The sequence below is a fragment of the Microbacterium aurum genome, assembly GCF_016907815.1.
GTDB classification, from domain to species: Bacteria; Actinomycetota; Actinomycetes; order Actinomycetales; family Microbacteriaceae; genus Microbacterium; species Microbacterium aurum.
Map to the genome: position 1 here is coordinate 1,327,353 of NZ_JAFBCQ010000001.1, position 23,242 is coordinate 1,350,594.

General features: G+C 70.1%; 24 protein-coding genes, 1 tRNA gene and 1 pseudogene. 17 read left to right on the forward strand and 9 right to left on the reverse strand.

All coding sequences use genetic code 11. The annotated features are described in order from the left end of the window. Positions 1-13: 13 nt before the first annotated feature. The 12 genes from JOD60_RS06660 (at position 14) to JOD60_RS06715 (ending at position 11,219) form a co-directional block, all read left to right on the forward strand. Entirely contained in the window at positions 14-1,372 is a 1,359-nt protein-coding gene (locus tag JOD60_RS06660) for a flavin monoamine oxidase family protein (protein ID WP_076689683.1), read from the forward strand. Further along, complete coding sequence (locus tag JOD60_RS06665) at positions 1,369-2,265, forward strand: universal stress protein (RefSeq protein WP_076689685.1); 897 nt, start codon at positions 1,369-1,371, stop codon at positions 2,263-2,265. The genes JOD60_RS06660 and JOD60_RS06665 overlap by 4 nt, the downstream gene beginning before the upstream one ends. Next, the gene (locus JOD60_RS06670) at positions 2,262-3,842 is read left to right on the forward strand and encodes an APC family permease (protein ID WP_076689687.1); all 1,581 of its coding nucleotides are present in this window, start codon (positions 2,262-2,264) and stop codon (positions 3,840-3,842) included. Before JOD60_RS06665 ends, JOD60_RS06670 begins: the two co-directional genes overlap by 4 nt. Continuing rightward, positions 3,842-5,296 (forward strand): NAD-dependent succinate-semialdehyde dehydrogenase, encoded by a 1,455-nt coding sequence (locus JOD60_RS06675; protein WP_372431331.1) that lies wholly within the window; start codon positions 3,842-3,844, stop codon positions 5,294-5,296. Before JOD60_RS06670 ends, JOD60_RS06675 begins: the two co-directional genes overlap by 1 nt. A gap of 42 nt (positions 5,297-5,338) precedes the next feature. Continuing rightward, a complete protein-coding gene (locus tag JOD60_RS06680) occupies positions 5,339-6,703 on the forward strand; it encodes an NAD-dependent succinate-semialdehyde dehydrogenase (protein WP_076689691.1) in 1,365 nt (454 codons plus the stop codon). Between the two features lie 70 nt (positions 6,704-6,773). After that, entirely contained in the window at positions 6,774-7,208 is a 435-nt protein-coding gene (locus tag JOD60_RS06685; RefSeq protein ID WP_076689695.1) for a pyridoxamine 5'-phosphate oxidase family protein, read from the forward strand. Positions 7,209-7,337: 129 nt separating this feature from the next. After that, positions 7,338-7,410: transfer RNA gene (locus JOD60_RS06690), tRNA-Trp, on the forward strand. 58 nt (positions 7,411-7,468) lie between these two features. Further along, the gene (gene secE / locus JOD60_RS06695) at positions 7,469-7,732 is read left to right on the forward strand and encodes a preprotein translocase subunit SecE (RefSeq protein WP_076689697.1); all 264 of its coding nucleotides are present in this window, start codon (positions 7,469-7,471) and stop codon (positions 7,730-7,732) included. Between the two features lie 54 nt (positions 7,733-7,786). After that, positions 7,787-8,806, forward strand: coding sequence for a transcription termination/antitermination protein NusG (nusG, locus tag JOD60_RS06700; protein WP_076689699.1), 1,020 nt, complete (start codon positions 7,787-7,789; stop codon positions 8,804-8,806). Positions 8,807-8,946: 140 nt separating this feature from the next. Next, on the forward strand, positions 8,947-9,378 hold the full coding sequence (gene rplK / locus JOD60_RS06705) for a 50S ribosomal protein L11 (protein ID WP_076679785.1): 432 nt from the start codon (positions 8,947-8,949) through the stop codon (positions 9,376-9,378). 14 nt (positions 9,379-9,392) lie between these two features. Beyond that, on the forward strand, positions 9,393-10,082 hold the full coding sequence (gene rplA / locus JOD60_RS06710; protein WP_076689701.1) for a 50S ribosomal protein L1: 690 nt from the start codon (positions 9,393-9,395) through the stop codon (positions 10,080-10,082). Between the two features lie 90 nt (positions 10,083-10,172). Continuing rightward, entirely contained in the window at positions 10,173-11,219 is a 1,047-nt protein-coding gene (locus JOD60_RS06715) for an NAD(P)H-dependent flavin oxidoreductase (protein ID WP_076689703.1), read from the forward strand. Positions 11,220-11,323: 104 nt separating this feature from the next. Here the strand turns inward: JOD60_RS06715 and JOD60_RS06720 are convergent, their stop codons facing one another. Then, positions 11,324-11,599, reverse strand: coding sequence for an acylphosphatase (locus JOD60_RS06720; RefSeq protein ID WP_076689705.1), 276 nt, complete (start codon positions 11,597-11,599; stop codon positions 11,324-11,326). A gap of 45 nt (positions 11,600-11,644) precedes the next feature. Between JOD60_RS06720 and JOD60_RS06725 the strand changes: the two genes are divergently transcribed. Then, complete coding sequence (locus JOD60_RS06725) at positions 11,645-11,983, forward strand: iron chaperone (protein ID WP_076689707.1); 339 nt, start codon at positions 11,645-11,647, stop codon at positions 11,981-11,983. Positions 11,984-11,990: 7 nt separating this feature from the next. Here JOD60_RS06725 and JOD60_RS06730 read toward each other — a convergent pair whose 3' ends face one another. After that, complete coding sequence (locus JOD60_RS06730) at positions 11,991-12,716, reverse strand: LysE/ArgO family amino acid transporter (protein ID WP_076689709.1); 726 nt, start codon at positions 12,714-12,716, stop codon at positions 11,991-11,993. Positions 12,717-12,785: 69 nt separating this feature from the next. Here JOD60_RS06730 and JOD60_RS06735 point away from each other — a divergent pair, with 69 nt between their 5' ends. Next, the gene (locus JOD60_RS06735; protein ID WP_076689711.1) at positions 12,786-13,688 is read left to right on the forward strand and encodes an ArgP/LysG family DNA-binding transcriptional regulator; all 903 of its coding nucleotides are present in this window, start codon (positions 12,786-12,788) and stop codon (positions 13,686-13,688) included. Positions 13,689-13,724: 36 nt separating this feature from the next. Here the strand turns inward: JOD60_RS06735 and JOD60_RS06740 are convergent, their stop codons facing one another. From JOD60_RS06740 to JOD60_RS06760, 5 genes and pseudogenes are all read right to left on the reverse strand, one after another. Continuing rightward, positions 13,725-14,774 carry an NADP-dependent oxidoreductase gene (locus JOD60_RS06740; RefSeq protein WP_076689713.1) on the reverse strand — a complete coding sequence of 350 codons (1,050 nt, stop codon included), beginning with the start codon at positions 14,772-14,774 and terminating at the stop codon, positions 13,725-13,727. A gap of 82 nt (positions 14,775-14,856) precedes the next feature. Continuing rightward, positions 14,857-15,081 (reverse strand): annotated as a pseudogene (locus JOD60_RS06745) (hypothetical protein); the annotation flags it as partial. Positions 15,082-15,197: 116 nt separating this feature from the next. Next, the gene (locus tag JOD60_RS06750) at positions 15,198-15,656 is read right to left on the reverse strand and encodes a MarR family winged helix-turn-helix transcriptional regulator (protein ID WP_076692090.1); all 459 of its coding nucleotides are present in this window, start codon (positions 15,654-15,656) and stop codon (positions 15,198-15,200) included. Between the two features lie 10 nt (positions 15,657-15,666). Beyond that, the gene (locus JOD60_RS06755; protein ID WP_076689715.1) at positions 15,667-17,394 is read right to left on the reverse strand and encodes an MDR family MFS transporter; all 1,728 of its coding nucleotides are present in this window, start codon (positions 17,392-17,394) and stop codon (positions 15,667-15,669) included. 154 nt (positions 17,395-17,548) lie between these two features. Continuing rightward, positions 17,549-18,268: a YqaJ viral recombinase family protein gene (locus JOD60_RS06760; protein WP_076689717.1), complete on the reverse strand. Its 720-nt coding sequence runs from the start codon at positions 18,266-18,268 to the stop codon at positions 17,549-17,551. Positions 18,269-18,561: 293 nt separating this feature from the next. Between JOD60_RS06760 and JOD60_RS06765 the strand changes: the two genes are divergently transcribed. The 3 genes from JOD60_RS06765 to rplL all read left to right on the forward strand — a co-directional run bounded on the left by JOD60_RS06765 (position 18,562) and on the right by rplL (position 20,889). Further along, on the forward strand, positions 18,562-19,587 hold the full coding sequence (locus JOD60_RS06765; RefSeq protein WP_372430802.1) for a hypothetical protein: 1,026 nt from the start codon (positions 18,562-18,564) through the stop codon (positions 19,585-19,587). A 352-nt stretch (positions 19,588-19,939) separates the two neighbouring features. After that, the gene (rplJ, locus tag JOD60_RS06770; RefSeq protein WP_076689721.1) at positions 19,940-20,455 is read left to right on the forward strand and encodes a 50S ribosomal protein L10; all 516 of its coding nucleotides are present in this window, start codon (positions 19,940-19,942) and stop codon (positions 20,453-20,455) included. Between the two features lie 44 nt (positions 20,456-20,499). Further along, entirely contained in the window at positions 20,500-20,889 is a 390-nt protein-coding gene (gene rplL / locus JOD60_RS06775) for a 50S ribosomal protein L7/L12 (protein ID WP_076689723.1), read from the forward strand. 77 nt (positions 20,890-20,966) lie between these two features. Here rplL and JOD60_RS06780 read toward each other — a convergent pair whose 3' ends face one another. Both JOD60_RS06780 and JOD60_RS06785 read right to left on the reverse strand, forming a co-directional pair. Next, positions 20,967-21,923 carry a glycoside hydrolase family protein gene (locus tag JOD60_RS06780; protein ID WP_076689725.1) on the reverse strand — a complete coding sequence of 319 codons (957 nt, stop codon included), beginning with the start codon at positions 21,921-21,923 and terminating at the stop codon, positions 20,967-20,969. A gap of 14 nt (positions 21,924-21,937) precedes the next feature. Beyond that, complete coding sequence (locus JOD60_RS06785) at positions 21,938-22,984, reverse strand: LacI family DNA-binding transcriptional regulator (RefSeq protein ID WP_076689727.1); 1,047 nt, start codon at positions 22,982-22,984, stop codon at positions 21,938-21,940. Positions 22,985-23,242 lie beyond the last annotated feature (258 nt).

The window sequence follows — 23,242 nt, forward strand, 5'->3', positions numbered from 1 at the left end:
ACGAAGGAGTGACATGACCGAGATCACCAGAGACGTCGTCATCGTCGGGGCGGGAGCCGCCGGCCTCACCGCGGCGAACCAGCTCAAGAAGGCCGGCCTGTCGGTGGCCGTGCTCGAGGCGCGCGATCGCGTCGGCGGCCGGCTGTGGACCGACACGATCGAGGGGGCGATGCTCGAGATCGGCGGGCAGTGGGTCTCGCCCGACCAGGACGCGCTGAAGGAGACGATCGCGGAGCTCGGGCTCGAGACCTTCGACCGCTACCGCGACGGCGACAGCGTGTACGTCGGACCCGACGGGGTCGCGCACCGTTTCACCGGCGAGATGTTCCCGGTGAGCCCCGACACCGAGCGCATCATCGCCGAGGTCACCGAGCGGCTCGACGCGATGGTCGCCGAGATCGACCCCGACCGCCCGTGGGCCCACCCCCGTGCCGCGGAGTGGGACACGATCTCGTGGGACGCGTGGCTGCACCAGCAGACCGACGACGACGAGGCGATCCGAAACCTGGCGTTCCCGACCGGGTCGGCCATGCTCACCAAGCCCACCCATGCGTTCTCGCTGCTGCAGTCGCTGCTGATGGCGGCATCCGCCGGCAGTTATTCGAACCTCGTCGACGCGGACTTCATCCTCGACAAGCGCGTCGTGGGCGGTCTGCAGCAGGTGCCGCTCCTGCTCGCAGAGCGCCTCGGCGACGACGTGTACCTCGGGCAGGCGGTGCGCACCCTCGAGTACACGGATGCCGGGGTCACGGCGATCGCGGACCGCATGACGGTCCGCGCCCGCCGCGCCGTCCTCGCGCTCGCGCCGGTGCTGTACCACCGCATCTCCTTCGTGCCGCCGATGCCGCGCCTGCAGCACCAGATGCACCAGCACCTCTCGATGGGCTTCGTCATCAAGGTCCACGCCGTCTACGAGACGCCGTTCTGGCGCGCGCAGGGCCTGTCGGGCACCGCCTTCAGCCCGTACGAGATCTCGCACGAGGCGTATGACAACACCAACCACGGCGACGAGCGCGGCACGCTCGTCGGGTTCGTCTCCGACCGGCTCGCCGACGATCTGTTCCGCGTCAGCGCCGCCGAGCGCAGGGAGCGGATCCTCACGTCGCTCAGCCACTACTACGGCCCCGAGGCCATGAACCCGGTCGTGTACTACGAGAGCGACTGGGGGAGCGAGGAGTGGACGCGCGGTGCGTACGCGGCATCCTTCGATCTCGGCGGACTGCACCGCTACGGCGCCGACCTGCGCACGCCCGTCGGACCCATCCGCTTCGCCTGCAGCGACCTCGCCGGTGCCGGCTATCAGCACGTGGACGGCGCCATCCGCATGGGACGTCTCGTGGCGGAGCAGATCATCGAGGAGATCCACGCATGACGGGTCACATCGTCGTCGGGTACACGGCGACCAAGCAGGGCAGGGATGCCGTGGCGTTCGCGTCCCGGCTGGCCGCGGCGACGGGCGCCGTGCTCGACATCGCGATCATCCTGCCGAACCCCGAGCGCAGCGTCATCACGCCGCCCGACGCCTCGTACGACCGATACCTGCACGCGCAGGCGCAGCAGTGGATCGCCCAGGCGATCGACCGCATCCCCGCCGAGGTCGTCGCCCACGCGCACGTGCGCGCCGCGGAGTCGTTCGCCGAGGGGCTGGTCACCGTCGCCGACGAGCTGGCCGCGTCGTACATCGTCGTGGGTGCCGCCGACGGCGCCTCCCGCGGCCGGCACCGTCTCGGATCGACGACGACAGAGCTGCTGCACTCCTCCGACGTGCCCGTCGTGCTCGTGCCGCGCGGCGCGCGCAAGATCGCCCCGGAGACCGGGATCGCTCGGCTCACGGTGGCGGTCGGCACCCGTCCCGGCGCCGACGCGCTGATCGCCGAGACCGCCGAGCTCGCGCAGGCGGCCGGCGTCGGGGTGCGGCTGCTGTCGCTGCTGCCGGTGGATCTGCCGCCGACGGCGGACACCGGTGCCATCCGCACCGCGAACACCACCCGCGCCGACGACGTGCTCGCCGCGGCGCGGGCGGAGCTGCCCCCGGGTCTTGCCACCGACGTCGTCGTCGCCGCCGGCGACAGCATCGAGGAGGCCGTCTCGTACCTCGATTGGCTGCCCGGCGAGGTGGTGCTGGTCGGCTCCAGCCGACTCGCCCAGCCGCGACGGCTGTTCCTCGGCTCCACCGCCGCGAAGATGCTCCACGAGATCACCGTCCCGGTGATCGTCGTCCCCCGCACCCGTACCACCGACACCTCTGCGAAGGAGCAGCGATGAGTGCACCCGAAGCCACTCCGCTGGCACCCGCAACCGGCAGCGAAGCCGGCGGCCTGTCCAAGAAGGGCCTGAGCGCCGGGACGGTGGGCCTCATCGGCGCCGTCGTCATCGGCATCTCCTGCATCGCCCCGGCCTACACGTTCACGGCCGCCGTGGGACCCACGGCATCCGTCGTCGGCGCGCAGATCCCGGCGATCATCCTCGTCGGATTCATCCCGATGCTGCTCGTCGCCTTCGGCTACCGCGAGCTCAACAACCGCATGCCGGATGCCGGGACCTCCTTCACGTGGGCGGCGCGCGCGTTCGGGCCGTGGATCGGGTGGATGGCGGGCTGGGGGCTCGTCGTCGCCACGATCCTCGTGCTGTCCAACCTCGCTGGCGTGGCCGTGGAGTTCCTCTTCCTGCTGATCTCGCAGATCACCGGGAACCCCGACATCGCGAATCTGGCGTTCGAACTGTGGATCAACATCGGCGTGTGCCTGCTGTTCATGCTGGGAGCGACATACATCTCCTACCGCGACATGCAGACGACGCAGAAGCTGCAGTACGTCCTCGTCACCTTCCAGGTCGCTGTGCTCGTGCTGTTCGCCGTCATCGCGATCTCGCACGCGGTCGGCGGCGGCGGGTTCGACTACACGCCGTTCTCGTTCGAATGGTTCAACCCGTTCGCCGTCGGATCGTTCAGCGCGTTCGCGGCGGGCCTGTCGCTGTCGATCTTCATCTTCTGGGGGTGGGACGTCACCCTCACCATGAACGAGGAGACGAAGGACCCCGAGCGCACGCCGGGCCGTGCGGCGACCGTCACCGTCATCACGATCGTCTCGCTCTACCTGCTGCTGGCGGTCGCGATGATCATGTACGCCGGCGTCGGAACCGGGGAGCTGGGCCTCGGCAACGAGGACATCCAGACGAACGTGTTCTTCTTCCTGTCCGACCCGGTGCTCGGCCCGCTCGCGTTCCTCGTGTCGCTCGCGGTGCTGACCTCCTCGGCATCCTCGCTGCAGTCCACCTTCGTCGGTCCCGCGCGCACCCTCCTGTCGATGGGCCACTACGGGGCGCTGCCGCCCGCCTTCGCGAAGGTCAGCCCGCGCTTCTTCACGCCGGGATACGCGACCATCGTCTCGGCCGTCGTCGCCAGTGCGTTCTACGCCGTCATGCGCGTCGTCAGCGAGGACACGCTGTGGGACACGATCCTCACGCTCGGCATGATGATCTGCTTCTACTACGGACTGACCGCGTTCGCATGCGTCTGGTACTTCCGCAAGCAGTGGTTCGACTCGGTGCGGAACGCCTTCTTCACGTTCCTGTTCCCGCTCATCGGCGGAGTGATCCTCGCGGTGCTGTTCGTGACGACCCTCATCGACTCGATGGACCCGGCGTACGGCTCGGGCTCGCAGATCGGCGGCATCGGCATCGTGTTCATCCTGGGCATGCTCATCATCGTCGTCGGCGTGGTGATCATGATCTGGCAGTCGATCAAGCGCCCGGCGTTCTTCCGCGGCGAGACACTGTCGGTCGATGCCCCGCCGAGCGCCCGGCGCCGGCGTGAGGCGGCGCGGACGGAGGCCGGCCGGTGATCGGCGAGGCGGAGCTGCTGGCGGCGGTGCCGCGAGGACTGTACATCGGCGGCGTGTGGCAGGACGGCGGCGCGGGCACGTTCCCCGTCATCGACCCGGCCACCGGGAACACCCTCGTGGAGATCGCCGACGCGACGCCCGAGGACGGCATCCGGGCGCTGGATGCCGCGGTCGCGGCCCAGGACGCGTGGGCGGCCACGCCGCCGCGCACCCGCAGCGACATCCTGCGCCGCGCGTTCGACCTGCTCACCGAGCGGGCCGACGAGTTCGCGCTGCTCATGACCCTCGAGATGGGCAAGCCCCGCGCGGAGGCGCGCGGCGAGGTGACGTACGGCGGCGAGTTCCTCCGGTGGTTCAGCGAGGAGGCGGTGCGCATCGCCGGCCGCTACGGGACGAACCCCGAGGGCACCGGTCGGATGGTCGTGAGCCAGCGCCCCGTCGGTCCGTGCTTCTTCATCACGCCGTGGAACTTCCCGCTCGCGATGGCGACCCGCAAGATCGCGCCGGCGCTCGCCGCCGGCTGCACCATCGTCGTCAAGCCCGCCGAGCTGACGCCGCTGACGACGCTCGCCTTCGCCCAGCTGCTCGAGGAGGCGGGGCTGCCCGCCGGGGTGGTGAACGTCGTGACGACCACCCGCTCCGGCGCGGTGTCGGCGCCGATCATCGCCGACCCTCGGCTGCGGAAGCTCTCGTTCACCGGGTCGACGCCGGTCGGCAAGAAGCTCCTCGCCCAGGCCGCCGAGGGCGTGCTGCGGGTGTCGATGGAACTCGGCGGCAACGCGCCGTTCGTCGTGTTCGACGACGCCGACCTCGACAAGGCGGTCGACGGCGCGATGCTCGCGAAGTTCCGCAACATCGGCCAGGCGTGCACGGCGGCCAACCGGTTCATCGTGCACGAGTCGGTGGCGGAGGAGTTCGCTGACCGGGTGAGCGCGCGCGTGACGGCCATGAAGATCGGCCGCGGCACCGAGGAGGGCGTCCAGATCGGCCCCCTCATCGACCGCACGGCCGTCGAGGGCACCGGCGCGCTCGTCCAGGACGCCCTCGCCAAAGGCGCCCGCCTGCTGGCCGGCGGCTCGGCGATCGACGGGCCGGGCACCTTCTTCGAGCCGACCGTCATCACCGACGTCGCGGCCGGCAGCGACATCCTCCGCGAGGAGATCTTCGGACCGGTGCTGGCCATCGCGACCTTCGCCGACGAAGACGAGGCGGTGCGCCTCGCCAACGACACCGATTACGGGCTCGTCTCGTACGTCTTCACCCGCGACCTCGCGCGCGGGCACCGGATGATCGACCGGCTCGAGACGGGCATGATGGGGCTGAACGCCGGTGTCGTGTCCAACGCAGCGGCGCCGTTCGGCGGCGTCAAGCAGTCCGGCATGGGCCGCGAGGGCGGGCTCGAGGGCATCCACGAGTACCTGTCGACGAAGTACACGCTGATCCCCGCGGACTGACGCGGGCAGCCACCATCGATGCGAGAGAACGGGAGAAGAACGATGACCTACGCGGTTGTGAACCCCGCCACCGGCGAGACCCTGGCCACCTACCCGACGGCGACGGATGCCGAGGTCGAGGCGGCTGTCGCGGCCGCCGACTCCGCGGCCCGCAGCTGGGGGCGCACCTCGACCCCCGCCGAGCGCGCCGACCTGCTGCGGCGGGTCGCCGAGCTGCACCGGGAGCGCCGCGACGAGCTCGCGGCGATCATCGTGCGGGAGATGGGCAAACCGCTCGCCGCTGCCGAGGGCGAAGTCGACTTCGCGGCGGACATCACGGAGTACTACGCCGACAACATCGACAAGATCACCGGCGACACGCCCCTGGAGATCCTCGGCGAGGGGAGCGCCGTGATCCGCCGCGCGCCGCTCGGTGCCCTCCTGGGCATCATGCCGTGGAACTTCCCCTACTACCAGGTGGCGCGTTTCGCCGCCCCCAACCTGGCGCTCGGCAACACGATCCTCCTCAAGCACGCGTCGCAGTGCCCGCAGTCCGCCGCCGCGATCGCGCAGATGTACGCCGACGCCGGGTTCCCCGCGGGCGCCTACGCCGACGTGCGTCTGACCAACGATCAGGCCGCGGCCGTCATCGCCGACCGCCGTGTGCACGGCGTCTCGGTCACCGGGTCGGAGCGCGCCGGATCCGCCGTCGCGGAGGTCGCGGGGCGGAACCTCAAGAAGGTCGTCCTCGAGCTCGGCGGGTCGGACCCGTTCATCGTGCTCTCGACCGCCGACCTGGACGCCACCGTGCAGATGGCCGTCGACGCACGCCTGGACAACAACGGGCAGTCGTGCAACGGCGCGAAGCGCTTCATCGTCGTCGACGAGCTGTACGACGCCTTCGTGGCGGCGTTCGCCGCAGCCCTGGCCGAGGCGAAGGTGGGCGACCCGTTCGCGGAGGACACCGTACTCGGTCCGCTGTCCTCGCTCGCCGCCGCGGAGCGGCTGCAGGAGCAGGTCGACCGTGCCGTCCAGCAGGGTGCCACCCTCGTCACCGGCGGCACGCGCGACGGCGCGTTCTTCCCCGGCACCGTCCTCACCGGCGTGACGCCGGAGATGGACGCCTACCGGGAGGAGTTCTTCGGCCCGGTGGGTGTCGTGTACCGGGTGGCGGACGAGGACGAGGCGATCGAGATCGCCAACGGCACCGAGTTCGGTCTCGGCTCGTACGTGTTCACGACCGACCCCGAGCAGGCGCAGCGCGTCGCCGATCGCATCGACGCCGGCATGGTCTACGTCAACGTCGTGCTGGCGGACTCGCCCGAGCTGCCCTTCGGGGGCATCAAGCGCAGCGGTACGGGGCGCGAGTTGGGGCTGCTGGCCGCCGACGAGTTCGTCAACAAGAAGCTCGTCCGCGTCGCCGGGTGACGCGCGCCGGCCGCGTTCGTCCCGGCATCCTGCTCTGGCGCGACGGCGCCCCGCGCGGGAGGATGAAGGCATGGAGAACACGGATGCCGTCCGCTTGCTGACCGACGACGAATGCTGGGACCGACTGGCCGAGCAGCAGCTCGGACGCCTCGTGACCCACGTCGGCGACGTGCTGGACATCTTCCCGGTGAACTACACCGTCGACGGTGAGAGCATCGTCTTCCGCACCGCCGAGGGGAGCAAGCTCACCGAGCTGACGATCAACGACCAGGTGCTGTTCGAGGTCGACGAGTACACCGACACCGATGCGTGGAGCGTCGTGGTGCGCGGCACCGCGCGTCGCCTCGACACGCCCGAGGAGGTGCGCGCCGCCGACGAGCTGCCGCTGCGCCCCTGGATCCCGACGCTCAAGTACAACTACGTGCGCATCACCGCCACGTCGCTGTCCGGGCGCGACATCGAGCGCGGCGAAGAGCCCGACCGCTACGGCGTGCAGGAGTACTGACCGGTTCGCGTGGCCTGAGGCCATGACGTACACTGGATGGTGCAGTTGAAGTCTGCATTCTTTTGCCGTGCCCGCGTGGCCGCGGTGCACGGGAATGGGACTTCAGACCCGCGAGATCCCCGGATCTCTAGGGCGGTAGCTCAATTGGCAGAGCAGCGGTCTCCAAAACCGCAGGTTGCAGGTTCGATTCCTGTCCGCCCTGCGCGCACCAGCACACGCTGGCGCGGAAGTAAGTCCGAGCAGTTCACATTGGTGGGTACATGGTTCAGGAAGAGGCGCACGGCGAGGTCGTCGCAGCAGGCGGCGCGCCCCGTGAGAAGAAGCTGAACTTCTTCCAGCGGATCGCCCTCTTCATCCGTCAGGTCTTCGCCGAGCTCCGCAAGGTCGTCACGCCGACGCGCCAGGAGCTCGTGAAGTTCACGGCGGTCGTGCTGGGCTTCGTCGTCGTGATGATGGCGATCGTGTACGGCCTGGACCTGCTCTTCACCTGGGTGGTGCAGGTCGTCTTCGGCGTTCCGAGCTGAGCGGCCGCACGCGCGCCGCTGTGACCGCACGACCCCCGATGGAAGAGAACGCACGTGTCTGAGAAGTATGCCGACGACGCCGATTGGGCGACCGCCGCAGAGCAGTCCAGCGAGGACGACGAGGCCCAGGAGGGCAACGTCCTCGCCGAGGAGGAGCGCTCCTCGGCACCCGCCGAGCACCTGGCCATCCACGTCGTCGATGACGAGGCGGATGCCGATGACGCGGACCTGGACGACATCGAGATCGACGACCCGGAGGCAGACGCCATCGTGAACGACGCACTGGAGATCGACGAGGCCGCCGAGGCCGAGGCCGCCGCGGAGGTGCTGACCGACTCGCTCGCCGAGGAGGAGGCCGAGCGCGCCGCCGATGCCGCCGACGAGGTCACTCCCTACGACGGTCCGGACGTCAACGGCGAGCCCGACGAGACGCCCGAGGACGACGAGACGCCTGAGGACCCCTACGAGGCGTTCCGCACCGAGCTGCGCGAGCTTCCCGGCAAGTGGTACGTCATCCACTCCTACGCCGGCTTCGAGCGCAAGGTGAAGGCCAACATCGAGCAGCGCAAGTCCACGCTCGAGGTCGAAGAGGACATCTACCAGGTCGAGGTCCCCATGGAGGACGTCGTCGAGATCAAGAACGGTCAGCGCAAGATGGTCACGCGCGTCCGGATCCCCGGCTACGTGCTCGTGCGCATGGAGCTCAACGAGGACACCTGGTCGGTCGTGCGTCACACGCCCGGCGTGACCGGCTTCGTCGGCAACGCGCACAACCCCACGCCGCTGCGGTTCGAAGAGGCCTTCAACATGCTGAAGTCCCTCGTGCAGGTCACCGAGACGGCCCCCGCCAAGGGTGCCGCCGCGAAGGGTTCCGCCACGCAGGCGCGCTCGGTCATCACCGAGGTCGACTTCGAGATCGGTGAGACCATCACCATCAAGGAGGGCTCGTTCGCGGGCCTGCCCGGCTCGATCAGCGAGATCAAGCCCGAGAGCGGCAAGCTCACGGTCCTCGTCTCCCTCTTCGAGCGCGAGACCCCCGTCGAGCTGTCGTTCGACCAGGTCACCAAGCAGTAATCAGCTTCTCTCGGCTAAGATCGAGAGGTTGTCCGCGTTCGCGCGGGCGTACCGCTGTCCGGAGATACCGGATCTGCGGGAGAGCGGTCCGGTCCTGAGCCTGTCGAGGGCCCGGCATCCGTTCGAGGAAAGGAAATGCAATGGCACCGAAGAAGAAGGTGACCGGCCTGATCAAGCTCCAGATCAACGCCGGCGCCGCCAACCCGGCTCCGCCGATCGGCCCCGCGCTCGGTCAGCACGGCGTCAACATCATGGAGTTCTGCAAGGCGTACAACGCCGCGACCGAGTCGCAGCGCGGCAACGTCATCCCCGTGGAGATCACGGTCTACGAAGACCGCAGCTTCACGTTCATCCTGAAGACCCCGCCCGCGGCGGAGCTCATCAAGAAGGCCGCCGGTGTGCAGAAGGGCTCCAAGACCCCGCACACGGTGAAGGTCGCCAAGCTCACCAAGGAGCAGGTGCGCCAGATCGCCGAGACCAAGCAGCCCGACCTCAACGCGAATGACCTCGAGGCCGCCTCGAAGATCATCGCCGGCACCGCCCGCTCCATGGGCATCACGGTTGAGGACTGAGGGGGGAACGCACAATGGCTAAGTCCAAGGTTTACGAAGCAGCCGCGGCGAAGATCGACCGCGACAAGTTCTACACGTCCACCGAGGCGGTGAACCTCGCGAAGGAGACCGGCTCGAAGAAGTTCGACTCCACCGTCGAGGTCGCCCTCAAGCTCGCGGTCGACCCGCGCAAGGCCGACCAGATGGTCCGCGGCACGGTCATCCTGCCCCACGGCACCGGAAAGACCGCCCGCGTCATCGTGTTCGCGACCGGTCCCGCCGCCGAAGCCGCCATCGCGGCCGGTGCGGACGAGGTCGGCGGCGCCGAGCTCATCGAGAAGGTGGCCGGTGGCTGGACCGCGTTCGACGCGGCCGTCTCCACGCCCGAGCTCATGGGCCAGGTCGGTCGTCTGGGTAAGGTGCTCGGTCCCCGCGGCCTCATGCCCAACCCCAAGACCGGCACCGTGACCCCCAACCCGGCCAAGGCCGTCGAGGAGATCAAGGGCGGCAAGATCGAGTTCCGCGTCGACAAGCACGCCAACGTGCACTTCGTCGTCGGCAAGGCCTCGTTCACGGCCGAGCAGCTGGACGAGAACTTCAAGGCCGCGCTCGAGGAGATCGTGCGCCTGAAGCCGTCGAGCTCGAAGGGTCGCTACATCCAGAAGGGTGCCGTGTCGACCACGTTCGGCCCCGGCATCCCGCTGGACGTCAACTCCATCGCCTGATCACGGCGACAACGACGGGGCTCCACCTTCGGGTGGGGCCCCGTCGTCATACCCGGGCGCGGCCGGGTGGCGCGGCGCTAGCGTCGAAGCATGACGACTCGCGCGCTCATCGACCTCCTCGGCATCGACCGGCCGATCGTGCTCGGCCCGTTCGGCGGCCTGTCCTCGGTGGCGTTGACCGCCGCCGTCAGCAGCGCCGGCGGACTCGGCTCGTACGGGCTGTACGGCTACGACGGCGCCCGCATCCGCGAGACGGTCGCGAGCCTGCGCGCGGCGACCGACCGTCCCTTCGCCGTCAACCTGTGGCTGCCGACCGGTGACGAGGTGACCCCCGACGCGGTGGATCTCCGGCCGCTGAGCGCGGCGCTCGCGCCGGTGTTCGCCGAGGTCGGCGCCGAGGTGCCCGAGCCCCCGGAGCGTTTCCTCCCCGAGATCGCCGAGCAGCTGGACGCCGTACTGGACGGGCGGCCCGCCGCGCTCAGTCTCGTCTACGGGGTGCCTTCGCCGGACCTCGTCGATGCGGCACGACGGCGGGGTATCGCCGTCATCGGCACAGCCACGACCGTCGCGGAAGCGCGTGCGCTGGCGGATGCCGGCGTGGACGCCGTCGTCGCCACGGGTGCGGAGGCGGCGGGGCACCGCGTCAGTTTCCTCCAGCCGGCCGAGCGGTCGCTCGTCGGCACCTTCGCCCTCGTGCCCCAGGTCGTCGACGCCGTCGACGTGCCGGTGATCGCGGCGGGCGGCATCGCCGACCGCCGGGGCGTCGCCGCCGCGTTCGCGCTCGGCGCGGCGGGAGTCCAGGTCGGGACGGCGTTCCTGCGGACCCGTCAGTCGGCGGTCACCGCCGGTCACCGGTCCGCGATCGCCGCCGCGGCGGACGACACGACGGTGCTGACGCGGGCGATGAGCGGACGGCTGGCCCGCGGCATCCCGAACCGGGCGATGGACCTGCTGGAGGCGGCGCCCATCCTGCCGTTTCCGGCGCAGAACTGGCTGACCGGTCGGTTCCGGACTCCGGCGGCCGCCCAGGGACGCAGCGATCTCGTCAGCCAGTGGGCCGGGCAGGCCGCGGCGCTGGCGCGCCACGACGACGCCGCCGACGTGTTCGCGGAGCTGGCGGCGGGTCTGCCGCGCTGAGCGGGAATCGTCACGCGGCGCGGGCGGGTCGGCACGTCAGATAGCGCGGCGTCGTCGCGCGGTGCGTCAGGTAGCGCGGCGTCGTCACGCGGCGCGGCACGTCGTCAGCCGTCGCGGCGCACCTCGAACCCGGTCGAGCCGGTGGGGGCGATGTCGGTCACCCGGCAGGACTGCACCCAGCCACCGCGGGGCCCGCGCCCGGCCCAGTCCACGACCGCCTGCACGGCGGCATCCGTCCCCTCCACTTCCGCTTCGACGCTGCCGTCGGGGCGGTTGCGGACCCACCCGGAGGCGCCCGTGCGCTGCGCGATCGCCTGCATGGTGTAGCGGAAGCCGACGCCCTGCACCTCTCCCGTGACTGCGATGTGCACACGCTTCATCCCTCCATCCTGTCGCTGTCGCGCCGAAGATGACAGGATGCCGTCATGGGCACGATCGACGACTACCTCGCGGGCCTCGACCCGGCCGACGCGGCCATCATCGCCCACACGTACGACATCGCCCGTGAGGTCGCGCCCGATGCCGAGCAGGGGCTCGGCTACGGCATGCCCGCTCTCGTCTACCGCGGCAAGTCCCTGCTGTCGGTGATGCGCGCGAAGAAGCACTTCGGCGTGTATCCGTTCAGTCCCGCCGCGATCAACGACATCCGAGAGCTCCTCGAGGACGTCGACCACGCGAAGGGCACGATTCGCTTCACCGAGCCGCTGCCCGACGACACCGTGCGCGCGCTGGTCGCCGCCCGCAAGGCGCAGATCGACGCGTGAGGGGTGGTCATGCCGGCCAGACGAGGCTCACCGCGATGGCGATCATGACGACGGCGATGACGCCGTCGAGGATCCGCCACGCCCGCGGCGTCGCCAGCCAGCGCCCGAGGTAGCGGGCGCCGAGCGCGAGGGCGAAGAACCAGACGACGGATGCCGTGGCGGCCCCGGCCGCGAACCACCACCGGTCGGCGCCGTGCGTGCTCGCGACCGAACCCAGCAGGAACACCGTGTCGAGGTAGACGTGCGGGTTCAGCCAGGTCAGAGCGAGGCACGTCGCGAGCACCGGCAGTAGCCGCGCGGGTGCGGCAGTGGCGACGGCGGCCCCGGCATCCGGCGAGACGGGACATTCGTGACGAGACGGCGCGTCACGCTGGCCGTCTCGTCGCGGATGTGCCGTCTCGCGAGCGGTGGCGACCGGGGTGGCACCGTCGACCACCAGCGCCTCGCCCGACCCGCGCAGCGCGCGACGCGCGGCGAGCACGCCGTAGCAGAGGAGGAACGCGAAGCCGGCCCACCGCACCGCCGTCACGAGCCAGGGGGCGCTGTGCAGCACGAACCCGAGGCCCGAGACCCCGAGTGCGATCAGCGCCGCGTCGGAGACGGCGCAGACCGCGCCGACCGCGAGAGCGTACTCGCGGCGAATGCCCTGGCGCAGGACGAACAGATTCTGCGCTCCGATCGCGACGATGAGCGACAGGCCGAGGCCGAAGCCGGCGAGGAGAGCGGTGGTCACACGTCGACGCTAGGGGCGTCAGTCAGCGATAGTCCAGTTCAGAATTCTGCACCTGATTAAGCTCAGCTTATGACGCGGATCGCTCCCGAACTTGCCCTCACCCTGGCCGCCGTCGTCGACGAGGGGACGCTGGATGCCGCCGCCGCACGGCTGCACATCACGCCCTCCGCGGTCAGCCAGCGGATCCGTGCGCTGGAGGAGCAGCTCGGCCGCGTGCTGCTGATCCGCTCGAAGCCGGTGCGTCCGACCGAGGCCGCGCATCCCGTCATCCGGTTCGCCCGCGAGGTGGCCCTGCTGGAACACGACGCGACGGCGGCGCTGGGGATCGAGCGGGAACGGGTGAGCATGCCGCTGGCCGTCAACGCCGACTCGCTCGCCACCTGGTTCCTCGCACCGCTCGCGCGGCTTGCGACGCGGCATCCGGTCGTGTTCGATCTGCACCGCGACGACCAGGACTTCACCGCCGGCCTGCTGGAATCGGGCACGGTGATGGGCGCGGTCACCTCACGCGCGCAGCCCGTGGCCGGATGCCGGGTCAGCGCGCTCGGGACGCTCGTCTACGAGGCCGTCGCCACCCCGGCGTTCGCCGCCGCGTGGTTCGGCGGAGCGGGAAGCGGCACCGTGGAACCGGATGCCGCGGCCCTCGCCGCCGCTCCCGTCATCGACTTCGACCGGCGCGACGACCTGCAGTCGCGCTGGCTCGTCGCCCGGGGCGCCCCACCCGAGGCGCCGCCGCGACATCGCGTCCCGGCATCCCACGACTTCGCCGAGGCCACCCGGCACGGACTCGGCTGGGCGCTGCTGCCGCGGCTGCAGTCGCAGGCGGCCCTCGAGGCGGGGGAGCTCATCCGGCTCGGCGGCCCGCCGGTGCCGGTGCCGCTGTACTGGCAGCAGTGGAAGCTCCGCTCCGACCTGCTCGACGCCGTCGCCGACGAGATCGTCGCCGAGGGGCGTCGGGTGCTGGAGCACTGATCGCGGCCCGCGTCGGCTGGCGAGACGCGCGGTCGGTCAGCTTTCGCCGACCGCGAGCACGATCTTGCCGCGGGTGTGGCCCTTCTCCAGTTCGCGGTGCGCGGCGGCGGCTTCGCTGAGATCGAAGACCCGGTCGACGAACACCCGGATGGCGCCGGAGTCGAGAAGTCGCGCGAGGGTGGCGAGCACGCTGCCGTCGGGCACGACCTTGTACGAGGTCGCCCGCACACCGGCGGCGGCCGCCTCCTCGGCGTAGTCCGGCCAGCCGCCCGTCGGCACGAGGATGTAGAGACCGCCGGGGCGGAGGACCTCGAGGGAGCGCGTCCCGGTGTCGTCGTGCACGTTGCCGACGAGGTCGATCACGACGTCGACCTCGCCCACGACGTCCTCGAACCGGGTCGTGGCGTAGTCGATGACGACAGAGGCGCCGAGCTCGCGCAGCCACGGCAGGTTGCCCGCGGACCCCGTCGCCGTCACGTGCGCGCCGAAGTAGGCGGCCAGCTGCACGGCGAAGTGGCCGACGCCGCCGGACCCGGCGTGGATCAGCATCCGCTGTCCTTCGTGCGCGTGCGCGGTCTCGACGACGAGGCCCCACGCCGTGAGCGCCGCGAGCGGCACCCCGGCGGCTTCGACGTGCGACAGCGATGCCGGTTTGCGCGCCACCGACAGGCTCGGGACGACGGCATACTCCGCGTACGTCCCGCCGGAGCGCGGGAAGGGCACCATGCCGAAGACCTCTGTGCCCGGCGCCAGCGGGTGCGACTCATAGGGAGCCGTCACGACGACGCCGCTGAAATCGAACCCGAGAGTGCTGGGGAAGCGGTCGATCGCACTCGAGACGCCGCGCCCGCCGCGCGTCTTCGCATCGATGGGGTTGATGCCTGCCGCCACGACGCGCACGAGCAACTCGCTGAGCACGGGCGCGGGGACCGGAACCGTCGCCTCGCGCAGCACGTCGGGGGCGCCGGCGTCGTCGAACACGACGGCGCGCATCTCGGCGGGCGGTGCGGCGACGGCGCGTCGCGCGGCATCCTCGCGGGTGCTGGCGTGCAGCGCCCCGAATCGGGGGAATCGATGAGCGGCCATGGTCGCCCCTTCCGCGTGGCTGTCGGCGTCGGCAGCGGTGATCGCTGTGCCACCAGTCAACCGCGGGAATGTCTCGGTCGTGTTACGACGCGGTCACTGAGTCGGAAACCCCGCGGGCGGCGCCCCGTCCGGCGCGCGCGTCGACGGCGGCCGGCGCGAGGATCTGCTGCGTCACCATGATCGCCGCGCCCAGGACGCCGGCCGTGGCACCCGCCCGGGACTGCACGATTGCAAGATGCTGGGTCGCCAGCGGGATGGAGCGGCGATAGACGATCTCGCGCACCCCCGCCAGCAGGTGCTCACCGGCACAGCGGTTCGTGCGCTCGCTGCTGTGGCCGGCGCCGCAGGCGTCCTTCGACGCCGCGTTCAGCCACCAGGAGTCGTGAGGGCGGAGCGGATGCCGCGGCGCGGACTGCGCGGCGGTCAGTCCGGGACGACGCCCGAGGTCAGGGCGTGGAGCAGCCGGGTGAGGCTGTGGATCTCCTCGACCGGCCAGTCCTCGAGCGCATCGACGAGGGTGCGCTCCTGCGGCGCACGCGCCGCGGCGAGGCGCTCGATACCGTGCGCGGTGGGGAAGAGGATGCTCGCGCGGCCGTCGGAGGGGTCGGGCTCGCGACGGATGAGACCGAGCTGCTCGAGCTCGCGCACGGTGCGACTCAGCTGGCCCTTGTCCACGACGAGCGCGTCGGCCAGCGCGGACTGCGAGATGCGCTCGCGGCGCACGATCGTCGTGAACACCTTGTAGGCGCCGGGCATCATCCCAGGGCTCACGCGCTCGGCGTTCTCCGAGAGGATGCGCCGCATCTGACTGATCAGCGCACTGAACTCGCCCTCGAGGGCGCGCACCGCCTGGGTGCGCGCCTCTCGAGTGTCCTCGGTCATCGTCCCGGCCTCAGCGGGCGTCGGCGTCGTCGGCGCGCGCACCGGCATCCGCCCCGCTCATCGTGCGCACCGAGCCGGTCGCCGTTAAGGTTCCCATGGCCTCGGGGACCGAGACCGTCGCGAGATCGGCTTCGCTCGCCTGCATCCGCTCGGTCGTGGTCATCGTCGTCAGCGACTTGTTCGGCAGGAACACGATCGCGATGAGCGAGATCACCGCGAACGGCACGGCGATGAGGAACGAGTGCGAGATGCCGCTGCCGTAGATGTCCTCGAACACGACGCGCAGCGCCTCGGGCATCGCGGACACCTTGGGCAGCGACCCGGACTGCAGCTGCTCGCCCCAGTACTGGGCCTTGTCGCCGAGGCTCATGAGGGCCGCGGTGATGTCGTCCTTCCGTTCGGCGACGAGGTCGATCACCTTCGCCGAGAGGGCGGCGCCCATGACGGAGACGCCGATGGTGCCGCCGAGGCTGCGGAAGAACGTGACGCCCGAGCTCGCGACGCCGATCTCCTCCGGGCGGGTCGTGTTCTGCACGACCAGCACGAGGTTCTGCATCGTCATGCCGACGCCGGCGCCGAGCAGGAACATGTAGACCGACACGAGGAAGAAGTCGGTGTCGTAGTGGATCGTCGACAGCAGGTACGAGCCCGCGACGAGCAGGATCGAACCCACGATGAGGTACGGCTTCCATTTGCCGTATTTCGTCACGAGCGCGCCGACGCCGATCGAGCTCAGCAGCAGACCGCCGATCATCGGGATGGTCATGAGGCCGGCCTCGGTGGGGGTCGCGCCGCGCGCGAGCTGCATGTACTGGCTGAGGAAGACCGACGCGCCGAACATCGCGATGCCGGTCGCGATCGAGGCGATGACCGACAGCGTGAAGGTGCTGTTGCGGAAGAGCGTCGGCGGGATGAGCGGCTCCTTGGAGCGCAGCTCGACGATGACGAACAGGATCGCGGCGATGAGCGCGCCGCCGACCATGAGGACGGTGTTCAGGCTCCACCAGTCGTTGTTGGCGAGGTCGGACCAGTCGCCCGTCGTCGCCGTGCCGGCGTTCGTGACCCAGATGAGCAGCAGCGAGACGGCGGCCGACAGCAGCACGATGCCGACGTAGTCGATGCTGGTCTTCTTCTTCGGCCGTGCGGGTACGTGCAGGGTCGCCTGCACGAGGATGAGCGCCACGATCGCGACGGGGAGGGCGACGAAGAAGTTCCAGCGCCAGCCCCACGCGTCGGTGATGACACCGCCCAGCAGTGGACCGCCGATCGTCGCGACGGCCATGATGGCGCCGAACAGGCCCATGTAGCGGCCCCGCTCGCGCGGGCTGATGATGTCGGCCATGAGCACCTGGCTGAGGGCTGCGAGGCCACCCGCGCCGATGCCCTGCACCGCGCGGAACGCGATGAGCATCTCGGGGTTCGTCGAGAAGCCCGCCGCCGCGGTCGCGAGCACGAAGATCACGATCGCGAGCTGGTAGAGCACCTTGCGGTTGGTGAGGTCGGCGAGCTTTCCCCAGATGGGTGTGGAGATCGCGGTCGTCAGCAGCGTCGCGGTGACGACCCAGGTGAATGCGGCCTGGTTGCCGTCGAGGTCGTGGATGATGACCGGGAGCGACGTGGAGACGACGGTCGAGGCGAGCATCGACACGAACATGCCGAGGAGCAGACCCGACAGCGCTTCGAGCACCTGTCGATGGGTCATGCGGGGCTTGGAGGGCCCGGCGAGGGAGTCAGACATAGAGGCCCCTAAAGGGGTTAGTGCGGGCTGCGGTGCCGAACGGCGAAAAGGTTGACACACATCAACCGTTGAGACCGGTCAACTATAGATCAATCGTTGACCGGCGTCAACTATTCCCGCATGCGAACACTCCCCCAGGGGGACAGCCGGCGGGTCAGTCGGCGAGTGCCAGCGCGCGGAAGGGTTCGCGAGGGGCGGATGCTGCGGCATCCCGCACCGACACCGCGCCGGGCGCGGGGGATGCGCCCGGTCCCTGGGTGCGACGCAGGGTGGTGCGGCGGTAGAGCTCATCGATCAGCTCGGTCGCGAGGCGCACGAGCTGCGTGATCTCGCGCTCGTCGCGGTCGACCCACGCGCAGCGCGGCTCGTCGCCGACGGGGACGAAGCCGTCGTGCTCCTCCCACACGACGAGCGTGCGCTCCGCGCCCAGCACGTGCTGCTGCCACCAGACCTGCCGCAGGTAGGTGCGGGGGATCGACCGCCAGGTCTTGTTGGTGGTCTTGATCTCGGCGAGGGTGATGCGGCCGTCGGCGTCGACGGCGATGCCGTCGGGGGTCGCGAGGTGCCGCTTCTCGACCACCGCGTGGAAGAGGGCGGACGAGGGGTGGATGCCGTGGGTCGCGGCGACCCACGCCGCGATCTCGGGCTCGCGGCGACGACCGTGGTCGGTATAGGCGTTGCCGGAGAAGCCGCGGCCGCCGCCCAGCTTCGCATCGGCCGCGCGCGCGATCGCGGTGTGGCTGGTCAGCTGCGCGACGTCGGTCGCGGTGATCCCTCGCGAACGGGCGCGCATCCACGCGACACGGTCCCGGGAGTCCGCGACGATGCGCCCGGCGAGGTCCGGGGCGACGCGTGCGAAGGCCTCCGGAGTCATGCCTTCGAGGCTAACCCTCTCCGGCGACGCGCTCGCCCCGGCACGCCGCCTCCCACCTCCTCTGCCACTCCCTCTGCCCCTCCCTCGCCCACTTCGCTCCTCCTCCTTCGCCGAGCGCGCCCCTTATCGCCGAGCGCGCTCGGTATTGCCCGCACATAGTGGGCGCACTCGGCGAGAACGGGCGCAGTCGGCGCGCCCGCGTCGCCTCCTCCCCAGTCGAGGATTTCGGCGAAGTGTCCACAGATGGGGGCTGCCGCGACCCGCGGCGGGCGCCACGCGAGGACGCTCGGACGATGCGAAACGTGGACATCCCCACCGTCCGGGCCCTCCTGCTCTCGCGTGACGACGTGATCGGCGCTGGCCGGTCGGAGCGGCAGCTGCGCGAGGACGTCGCAGCGGGCATTCTGGTGCGGGTGCACCGCGGGTGGTACATGCTCGCGGAGCACTGGGCCGGGCTGTGGCCGGAATCGCAGCATCTCGCCCGGGTCGTCGCGGTGAACGACGCCGCCGAGGTCCCGCCCGTCTTCGCGTTCACCTCCGCCGCGGCGATACTGGGTGTCGGCGTGTACCGCGCACGCGTCATGCGCGTGCACGCGCTGTATCCGGATGCCGAGCGCCGTACCGTCGGCGGTGTCATCCGCCATCGCGGGCAGCTCGATGAGGCCGACATCGTCGAGGTCGACGGCATCCTGTGCACGTCGCCGCTGCGCACGGCATACGATCTGGCGCGGCTCGCCAGCGCAGAGGTCGCGCTCGTCTTCATCGACGAGATCCTGAGCCGCATCGGCGGCGACCCGCGCCAGTACGACGTCGCTGCGGCATCCGCGTGGCTCGCGGACCTGACCGAGCGCGTCGACCGGATGCCGGGAGCCCGCGGCATCCGTCACGCCCGTTCTCTGCTCGAGGTCGCGGACGGGCGCTCGCAGAAGCCGCTCGAGGTCGTGACCAAGCTGCAGCTGCGCCGACTCGGGTTCGGGCAGCCGGCGATCCAGGTGCAGGTCGCGGCGCCGAGCCGGGGGTCGTACTGGCTCGACCTCGAGATCCAGGAGGTGGCGACGTTCTACGAGTGCGACGGTGAGGCCAAGTACACCGACGAGGCGCTGCGCTCCGGGCGGACGCTGGAGGAGGTGCTGCTCGCCGAGAAGCAGCGCGAGGACTGGGTACGCGGCACGACCCGGAAGGGTTTCGTCCGCGGCGGCAACGCCCATGCCACCAGCCCCGAGGTGCTCGCGGCCCGACTTCGGAGTTTCGGAATCGAGGTTCCGCAGCGCCGATCGGGCCTGTTTCTGCCGAGGCGGCCCCTTCTGTACGGGCAATAGTGGGCGCGCTCGGTGACAAGGGGCGCGCTCGGCGACGAGGGGGGCGGGGAGGGGCGGGGCGGGAGGGAGGGGGGACGCGGGGGCGGGCGCGGATTTGGCGGGGGCGGCGGGGGCGCGTAGAGTGGACGAAGCCAAAGACCGCTGGTCTCGGTGTGCGCGCAAGCGGATGCCGACGAAGCTCTGCACCACGCAGGGGCCCGCGCAGGTGTCACAGACAGACTCCCGGGAAACCGGATCGAAGCTCCGTGCGCTTGCGCCGGAGCTTTTTCGTGTTGTGGGGACGTTCACGAGAGCAGCGACTGCGGCCGACGCCCCGCCACCGCGGAGCGTCTCGTACACACAAGGAGTGGCCATGGCGCAGAAGGAAGCATCGGTCGCCGAGCTCACGAAGAATTTCGAGGACTCGACCGCCGTTCTGCTGACCGAGTACCGCGGTCTGACGGTTGCGGAGCTCAAGGAGCTTCGCAGCAGCATCCGTCAGGACGCGGAGTACGCCGTGGTGAAGAACACGCTGACCAAGATCGCGGCGCGCAACGCCGGGGTCGAGGGGCTGGACGACGACCTCAAGGGTCCGTCGGCCATCGCCTTCGTGCACGGTGACCCGGTCGCCGTCGCGAAGGGTCTGCGTGCCTTCGCCAAGGCACACCCTCTGCTGGTGATCAAGGGCGGCTACTTCGACGGTGCCGCGCTCTCGCCTGCCGAGGTGAACAAGCTCGCCGATCTCGAGAGCCGTGAAGTCCTGCTGGCGAAGCTCGCCGGTGCGATGAAGGCCTCGCTGACCAAGGCGGCCTACGTCTTCAACGCGCTGCCGTCGAAGGCCGTTCGCACGGTCGACGCGCTGCGTGAGAAGCAGGAGTCCGCGGCCTGACTCAGGGCCTCGGCGTAGAACAACCCCAATCAAGGAGATACATCATGGCAAAGCTCAGCACTGAGGAGCTGCTCGACGCGTTCAAGGAGCTCACGCTCATCGAGCTGTCCGAGTTCGTCAAGGCGTTCGAGGAGACCTTCGACGTCACCGCCGCCGCCCCCGTCGCGGTCGCCGCTGCCGGCGCTCCCGCCGGTGGTGCCCCCGCCGAGGAGGCCGAGGAGAAGGACTCGTTCGACGTCATCCTCGAGGCCGCCGGCGACAAGAAGATCCAGGTCATCAAGGTCGTCCGCGAGCTCACCTCGCTCGGCCTCGGCGAGGCCAAGGCCGTCGTCGACGGCGCTCCGAAGGCTGTCCTGGAGGGCGCCAACAAGGAGACCGCCGAGAAGGCCAAGGCTGCCCTCGAGGAGGCCGGCGCTTCGGTGACCCTGAAGTAATCTCGCTCTGCGAACAAGAAGGCCCCGGATGCTGTATCCGGGGCCTTCTTCGTATGTCGCGATCAGTCCGCGACCGCTCAGGGCCGCTGCACCACGAGTCGATCGCCCTGCGACGCCACCGGCATCGGATCGGTGACACCGCCGACCAACTCGCCGTCGGCATCCATGTGTCGGAACGCGAAGAACAGCCACGCGCCGTCGTCACGTCGGCGCAGGAGGCGACCGACGTACAGGTCGTCGTCGGCGAGGGGATACGCCTCGTCGATGCGGTAGGGGCCGGTGAGGGAATCCGCAGGTGCGGCCCAGATCGCGCCGCGCGGGTACTGCGCGCGCCGGCGCTCGGACGCCTGCGGCGGCAGGCACACGAACAGCAGTACCGGTCGTCCGTCGATCTCCTCGACCTGCATGACCTCGAGCTGGCCGAAGCCGTTCTCGACGGGCTCGCTCAGCGGCGGCAGCACCCTCCACGAGCGCAGGTCGGGGGAGACGGCATGGCCGACGACGCCCCGCGTGAGCGATTCGCCTTCGGTCGCGCGCGCCGTCACCAGCAGATGCCAGCCGTCGCCGTCGGGGTCGCGGAACACCCAGGGGTCGCGCCGGGTCTCTTCGTTCCACGGCGAGTTCCCGGCGAGCTCGTACCACCGCGGGTCGGATTCGACGACCGGGTTGTCGGGCGCCCTGTGCCAGGTCATGAGGTCGGTCGAGGTCGCGTAGCCGAGCCGCTGCACATTGCGTCCGTCCTCGAAACGCACCCCCGTGTAGAACAGGTACCAGAGCCCGTCGTCGCCGCGGACGACGCTGCCGGTCCAGGTCGCGGTCTCGTCGAAGGCGGGCGCGTCGGCGCGCACGAGTGCGTCCGCGACGCGCGTCCATGACACCAGGTCGTCCGAGACGGCGTGCCCGATCGACGCGCGCAGATGTCGGCGGTCGGGGTCGTGGAGCGCGCGGGAGGCGTACAGGAAGAACAGATGGTACCGCTCGCCGTCGTCGGCGAGCCAGAAGTCCCACACCCAGGAGTCGGGCAGGTCGAACACGGAGCCTCCTTCGGCTACTCGCCCCGCACCCGACTGTCGATGACGACGGCGGAGCGGCGGGGGTCGAGGGCGGCGGTCGAATTGCGGACGATGAGCTGCGACGGCATCCGCACCACACGCATCGGGCGGCTCGGATCGTCGAGGTGCTCGAGCAGCAGCTGCACGGCGACGCGGCCCTGCTCGCGCGGGGACTGGCGCAGCGTCGTGAGAGAGAACATGTCGGCGAACTCGTGGTCGTCGATGCCGATGACGCTGAGGTCGCTCGGCACCTGCACGCCGAGCCGGCGCGCGGCGATGATCGTCCCGATCGCGACTTCGTCGCACGTGGCGACGATCGCCGTGGGGCGGTTGCGCACATCGCCGAGCGCGTCGACGGCCGCGGCATAGCCGCCCGGCATCGTCACCTCCGAGACGATGTGCACGGCGTGGTTCGACAGTCCGGCATCCTCCATCGCCCCGAAGTACCCGCTCAGCCGGCGGCGGTCGACCTGCGCCCAGTGCGTCGTCACGCCTCCGCCGACGAACGCGATGTCGCGGTGCCCGAGGGCGACGAGGTGTTCCGTCGCCCGGCGGGCGACGTAGTCGTCGTCGATCTCGACGACCGTCGTCTCCTCGCCCGATCCCACGACGCTCACGACGGGCCGGCCGATCGAGAGGAGGCGGTCGATCTCGTCGTGGTCGGGTTCGAGACCGACGGCGATGAGTCCGTCGAATCGCTTGCGGGCGAGGAAGTCCTCGAAGATCCGGTTGCGCCCGTCGGTGCCGGGCTTTGCGTCGTAGAGCGTGAGGTCCAGGCCCCGCTGCAGGAGGGACTGCTGGAGGCCCTCGAGCACTTCGGCGAAGAACCACCGGTTCACGTACGGCATGACGACGCCGATGTTCTGCGTGCGTCCGGTCGCGAGGCTCACGGCGCTCGTGGACGGCACGTAGCCGAGCGACGAGGCGGCCGCCATCACGCGCCGACGCGTGTCGTCGGAGACGTAGCCGGTGCCTCCGAGCGCGCGGCTCGCCGTCGATTTCGATACTCCCGCAAGGCGGGCGACTTCCGCGATCCCGCTCACTCTGACTCACCACCTCGTGGTCACTTGCCCGTCCGCGGCCTGGTGCGGTTCCGTGTCAGCATACGAGATTTCGTCGAATCTGGGAACGGTTCCAGGTGATGTCGTGTCGCGAATGTCGCGGAATCGCAACGATCGCCGATCATCCCGACATTCACGGTTGTGCGATCCAGTCGCATCCAATACCTTGTGTGGAAGCGGTTCCCGAAACGACCGCACCGCGAAGTCTCGTGGACTCAAGGAGGAGAAGCACACATGGGC